5 protein-coding genes, 1 other RNA gene and 1 pseudogene are annotated in these 5,352 nt (G+C 48.7%); 3 read left to right on the top strand and 4 right to left on the bottom strand.

From position 1 onward, the window contains the following. A pseudogene (locus BOW51_RS07205) lies at nt 1–244 on the bottom strand (hypothetical protein); the annotation flags it as partial. An 88-nt stretch (nt 245–332) separates the two neighbouring features. Continuing rightward, nucleotides 333–1,379 (bottom strand): heat-inducible transcriptional repressor HrcA, encoded by a 1,047-nt coding sequence (gene hrcA, locus BOW51_RS07210; protein WP_078477093.1) that lies wholly within the window; start codon nt 1,377–1,379, stop codon nt 333–335. 141 nt (nt 1,380–1,520) lie between these two features. Here hrcA and smpB point away from each other — a divergent pair, with 141 nt between their 5' ends. Next, nucleotides 1,521–2,003 carry an SsrA-binding protein SmpB gene (gene smpB, locus BOW51_RS07215; protein ID WP_078477096.1) on the top strand — a complete coding sequence of 161 codons (483 nt, stop codon included), beginning with the start codon at nt 1,521–1,523 and terminating at the stop codon, nt 2,001–2,003. A 70-nt stretch (nt 2,004–2,073) separates the two neighbouring features. Here the strand turns inward: smpB and BOW51_RS07220 are convergent, their stop codons facing one another. Next, nucleotides 2,074–2,571: a GlcG/HbpS family heme-binding protein gene (locus tag BOW51_RS07220; protein WP_078477094.1), complete on the bottom strand. Its 498-nt coding sequence runs from the start codon at nt 2,569–2,571 to the stop codon at nt 2,074–2,076. Between the two features lie 132 nt (nt 2,572–2,703). On the opposite strand from BOW51_RS07220, the gene ssrA reads away from it, so the two are divergent. Then, nucleotides 2,704–3,066: a transfer-messenger RNA gene (ssrA, locus tag BOW51_RS07225) on the top strand. 165 nt (nt 3,067–3,231) lie between these two features. Beyond that, nucleotides 3,232–4,476, top strand: coding sequence for an integrase domain-containing protein (locus BOW51_RS07230; protein WP_078477095.1), 1,245 nt, complete (start codon nt 3,232–3,234; stop codon nt 4,474–4,476). A gap of 9 nt (nt 4,477–4,485) precedes the next feature. Here BOW51_RS07230 and BOW51_RS07235 read toward each other — a convergent pair. Further along, on the bottom strand, nt 4,486–5,352 hold an 867-nt coding region (locus BOW51_RS07235), incomplete at its 5' end, for a tyrosine-type recombinase/integrase (RefSeq protein ID WP_078477097.1).

The following is a 5,352-nucleotide window of genomic DNA, read 5'->3' on the forward strand; positions in this document are numbered from 1 at the left end:
CTTTATCAAGCTCTTGTGCTTGACGGCGCTTCTGATTCTCCATGTCGGCAACAGTCCTGAGCAACTGCTCTTGTGCCTCATTGGCCTTGACAGTCGCTGCCTCGAGTTCCTGCTTGATGGCATTGATATCGTGCAGCGTCTCGGCAACTGCTTCCTCGACGGTCTCTCCGGTCACTTCCCCGGATGGCTCCAACTCATGCGCTGCTTCTGTTTCATTCAGCGTAGGTTCCGCCTTGTCTGACATTTCATACTCTCCAAAAATTCTGTAAAAACTGCTTGATGGCCCGCCTGCGCGGACCAGTTATATCCTGTGCGTGTGGAGTTGGGGCCGATCACTCCGATTTCAAGGCGACTGACAGCAGTTTTGCTGTCACATCGACAATCGGGATCACCTTGTCGTACGCCATGCGCGTGGGGCCGATAACGCCCAGCACACCGGCGACAGCACCATCGACCTCGTAAGCCGAGGTCACCAGGCTGCAGGTCTCAAGCGGGTCGTAGTGCGACTCTTCACCAATAAATATCTGTACGCCGTCAGCTTCCATACAGCGATCCAGCAGGTGCAGAATCTGGCGTTTCTCTGCGAAAGAGTCGAACAGCAGCTTGAGGCGTTCGACGTCCGTGAGGTCGTTGTAGCCCATCAGGTTGGTCTGCCCCGAGACGACGTAGTCGCCCTCTTTCTGCTCACCGCCCAGCACCTCGCCCGCAAGCGACAACGCCTTTTTCATGACGGCATCCATCTCGCTGCGCGTGTTCTCAAGCTCATTAATAAGCTTGTCTCGCATCACCTCGAGCTCTTCGCCTGCATAGTATCGGTTAAGGAAATTGGCCGACTCGATCAGCTCGCCCTGGCTGAATTTCTGGCTGGTCTCAATCACCCGGTTATGCACTTCGCCATCACTGCTGATGAGAATCACCAGTACGCGGTTGGCCGACAGCGGCAGAAACTCGATCTGCCTGAAAAACAGGCTTTCGCGCTTGGGAATCATGACAAGCCCGGCCATGTGGGTCAGTTCCGAGAGTGCATTGGATGCGGTCTCGGCAATCTGCTGCTGGCCCATCTGGCCTCTCAACTGCTCCTGTACCTGTGTCAGCAGGGTTTGTCCCGGCTGTTTCAGGGTGACGAGAAAGTCGAGAAAAAAGCGGTAGCCGGAGACCGTGGGAATACGTCCCGACGATGTGTGCGGCGAGGTGATCAGCCCCATCTCTTCAAGATCCGACATCACGTTGCGAATCGTCGCCGGGCTCAGGTTCATGCCGCTGTCACGCGCCAGTGTGCGCGAACCGACAGGCGTTCCATCCTGGATATAACGCTCGATCAACACTTTCAGAAAGTGCTGCGCGCGTTCATTGATTACAGATTCAGATGCTGAAGCCACACATTATCCCGGAATTATCCACTTCTCGATCGACTTGGCACTCTCTAAGTCCAAGTGCCAAAGGCGAATTATGCGCAGTTGACCCTGCCGATGCAAGGTTTCCATTTCGCAAGTGCGCGCAAGACTGTAGAATCACCCCCCATGAGTGGCAAGAGCAAGAAAAAGAAAGGCGCGGGCAGCAGTACAATTGTGCTCAACCGCAAGGCGAGGCACGAGTTCAGCATCGAGGAGAAATTCGAGGCGGGAATGCTGCTCGAGGGCTGGGAAGTCAAGGCATTACGCGCCGGGCGCGTCAATATCGCAGAGAGCTATGTCACCGTCAAAAATGGCGAGGCATTCATATTCAACTGCACCATCAACCCGCTGCAGACAGCGTCGACCCATATCAATCCGGAACCCAAGCGAATCCGCAAACTGCTGCTCAACAGGAACGAACTCGACAAGCTGACAGGCCTGATTGAACGCAAGGGCTACACCCTCGTGGCGACTGCCATGTACTGGAAAAAGGGGCGTGCCAAGCTGGAAATTGGCGTTGCCAAGGGTAAAAAGCTGCACGACAAGCGCGCAGACGAGAAAGATCGTGACTGGAAGCGTGACCAGGCACGCATGATGAAAAACCGATAACCCAAGTCGTTTGCCGTTGGTCGTTAGTCAGTAATTATCGTGACCAACAACCAACGGCAAAGACTTTGATTTACATCATCTCAAGGTCATCCTTGACAGCATCAAGACCTGCCTGGGCACAAGCTTCATCGGTTTCACCAGATGGTGCACCACTGACGCCCACGGCACCATAGACACTGCCACCAGCCTCGATCAGCACTGCTCCTGCTGACATCACCACACCCGGAACACGTCCAATTGGACCATCGGCACGTTCAGCCAGCCCTGAAGAGTTCACCATGAAATTGGCTGCAGCATAGGCTTTCCCCTTGCTGATACCCAGGGTAATTACCGGTGCGACCGTATCGCGTGCCTGAAACTGCACAATCCCGTTTCGGTCAACCACGGTGACGCCAGCCTGAATACCCTGCTCCCTGCATGCCTCGATTGTGGCCATGCCAACCTTCGCCGCAGTATCCAGTGTCAGGCGCTTGACGCTAACGACCAGTTCGTCATCCTGCGCCATCGCAGGCATTGATACCGCCATTGCAATAGCAGCTGCAGAAACTGTTTTTGCCAGTTTTTTCATCTCATTCCTCCACTCTTTGTTGTATTTGTCATTTCTGACCTTATTTATGTTACATAGCAGAGTGTAATCCTACTGGTAATAAGTTCAAGTGACTTGGAACTTTTCAGCATAAGAACTACACTAACTGCTAATGGGGGCGACCTGGCTTCGACGTGGGTTGCAAAACTTCAGATGCATGTCGTGGGGCGAGTACCACGTAAATACAGTCGCAAATATATAGTTGCAAACGACAACAACTACGCACTCGCTGCTTAATACCCAGTAGGGTGCCGTCTGACTGGAGCCGTGTCTGTGCGTCCAGGTTTCAGGCGTCATATCTCGCAGAATCGTGTTGAAGCTCGCCCGGGGCCGATACATTAAACTTTAACCGGAATCGTCGTAGTACAGGCCCTGATTGCCGGGTAGTCTGCGATTAAATTTAATAGGCAGTCTAAGCATGTAGATTCTGTAGCGGAGGACTTGCGGACGCGGGTTCGATTCCCGCCGCCTCCACCAAAAGAGTATTTAAAGCCATCCCAAGATGGCTTTTTTTACGCCTAAAAACAATGTTTATCCAAATATATCGGCCTATAGCGTTCTAAGCGATCTTACAAAATCCGACTTTTTTAGTAGTACCGTTAGTAGTACCATGGCAGCACTACAATTAGCGGTACTACTAAAATGGCCAGAATCACCAAACCACTCACCAATACAGAGGTGAAGCAAGCCAAGCCTAAGGACAAGGTTTACACACTGTCAGATGGTGGTGGCCTACAGTTACGAATTAAGCCAAATGGCTCAAAGTTGTGGCTATTCGATTACCGTACGCCATACGCAAAAAAGCGCACGTGTCTGAGTTTTGGCTCATACCCTGATTTATCATTGGCGGATGCCCGTAGCAGACGTGATACAGCCCGAGAATTGCTAGCCAAAGATATAGATCCCAAAGAACACAGAGATGACAGCAGCCGATTAAATGAAACAGCCCACGCCAATACATTCGAGCATGTTTCGGCCAAATGGATTGAAGTCAAAAAGGCCAATGTTTCAGTCGATCATGCAGCGGACACATGGCGATCATTAGAACTTCACATATTCCCCAGTATTGGCAAAATCCCCATTCACAAAATAACGGCTATCAAGGCCATAGATATACTTAACCCCATTGCAGCCAAAGGGAGTTTGGAAACCGTCAAACGCCTATGCCAACGCCTGAATGAGGTCATGGTGTATGCAGTTAATACCGGCTTATTAGATAACAACCCACTGGCTGGCATCAGCAAGGCATTCCATACACCTGTAAAAAACCACCTTCCCACCCTCAAGCCCGAGCAATTACCCGAGTTACTAAAAACCTTGTCATACGCCAGCATTAAAACAACCACGCGCTGTGTTATCGAATGGCAGCTGCACACCATGGTTAGACCTAGCGAGGCTTCAGGGGCGCGGTGGGATGAAATCGACTTTGATAAACACCAATGGAACATACCAGCTGAACGAATGACAAGTAAAAAGCCCCATGTTGTGCCTTTATCATTACAGGCCTTGGCTTTGCTTGAAATAATGAAACCCATCAGCTCACGCAGTGAATACGTTTTTGTATCAGACAGAAATCCAAAAAAACCCACTCATGCCAGTACTGCCAATGTGGCACTAAAACGTATGGGCTATGAAAAGAAACTGGTCGCTCATGGATTAAGAGCATTGGCCAGTACCATACTGAATGAAGAAGGCTTTGACCCAGACGTGATTGAAGCAGCCCTAGCCCACACCGGCAAAGACGAAGTGAGAAATGCTTACAACCGCGCTATCTATTTAGAGCGCCGTAAACCCATGATGCAGTGGTGGAGTAATCATATTGAAACAGCAGCCACAGGAAATTTGAGTCTAGCAGGCAAACAAGGTTTAAAAATAGTAAGTCAGTAATCATAAACACTAACCGACTTTTTGAGAATTTATTCTATGCAATAGGGCTTCTGCTAAATTATCAAGTGCCGAATCATCTTTTTCATGGGGTACTTTTAAGTCCCGAATAATCTCAGACTGTCTTTGCGGTTGCACCTCGCCATAACTATAAAAAGTAGTTAGCACTTTTTCATGCCCGAGATTTTGACTCCACGACTTAAACTCTTCAGGACTTTGACATAATTTTTCACCCATATTTGCCAAAGTATCGCGAAAACTATGCGGGTTAAAATACTCCAATCCAGCAGCATTAAAAGCTTCTTTAAATATTTTTCTTATTGGTGAAGCCGTTGACCAGTGTTCTTTTTTAAAACCCGATGGCAAAAACGTTCTAGCATCACTTTGAATGACTTTTGTTTTAGGAAATATCGGATCATCATTACCATAAAGCAATTCATCTTTTAAATAATTCACCCAGTCCACAACAATTTCCCGTATTTCATCATCCACAGGAAAAAAATAACTGGTAAACGTTTTACTGAATTTTGTTTTAACCTCCCTAGCATCCTGAAAAACACTTTCAGCAATCAAATCAACATGCTTTAATTTCAGCGAGGCTATAGCACTATCACGAATTCCCGTAAGCAAGGTAAACGCAATCAAGGCACGATTACGCCTTTCAATATCCGTGGTTTCTGGCATATTTTCAATAACGTGTTTTATTTGCTCAACCGTTGGTACTGACTTAGAACGTCGAGCCGTTGCAACACGAGTATCTTTTTCAGACAAATTAAAATATTCAGTATCAGTGTAATTAATCCGCGACTTATAACCCGTCTGCATTGCCAGCCACTGAAAAAATCCTTTCAAGTGCCTGAGCGTAGAATGTTGCGTTGC

This window comes from Solemya elarraichensis gill symbiont (genome assembly GCF_002021095.1).
GTDB lineage: Bacteria > Pseudomonadota > Gammaproteobacteria > Chromatiales > Chromatiaceae.